Origin of the sequence: Pseudomonas sp. C6002 (assembly GCF_013385805.1) — a bacterium.
GTDB lineage: Bacteria > Pseudomonadota > Gammaproteobacteria > Pseudomonadales > Pseudomonadaceae > Aquipseudomonas.
This window is the reverse complement of record NZ_JACAPH010000025.1, coordinates 1,350-1,746: the sequence shown is the minus strand read 5'-3', so window position 1 is coordinate 1,746 and position 397 is coordinate 1,350. Positions and strand designations below refer to the sequence as shown.

1 pseudogene is annotated in these 397 nt (G+C 53.1%); it reads left to right on the top strand.

Annotated elements, in window-relative coordinates:
- Window positions 1-146: 146 nt before the first annotated feature.
- Window positions 147-397 (top strand): annotated as a pseudogene (locus tag HX817_RS31395) (urocanate hydratase); the annotation flags it as partial.

Genomic DNA, 397 nt, shown 5'->3' with positions numbered 1-397 from the left:
CCGGAAAAATCTTCAAACCTTGCGCGCAAAGTTGGCCGCTTGATTGCATATGCTTGTATGTACAAGTAAAGATGTGTGCGTAAGAGTCCATGAGCATCCTCTTCGCACCCATCAATGTTCGCGCATTGATCGTTGAGGATTTTTTTGTGACCAAGCCTACCCAATACCGTGACGTTGAAATCCGTGCCGCACGCGGCAACACGCTGACCGCCAAAAGCTGGCTGACTGAAGCGCCGCTGCGCATGTTGATGAACAACCTCGACCCGCAGGTTGCCGAAAATCCGAAAGAACTGGTGGTGTACGGCGGTATCGGCCGTGCGGCACGTAACTGGGAATGCTACGACAAGATCGTCGAAAGCCTGACCAACCTCAACGACGACGAAACCCTGCTGGTGCA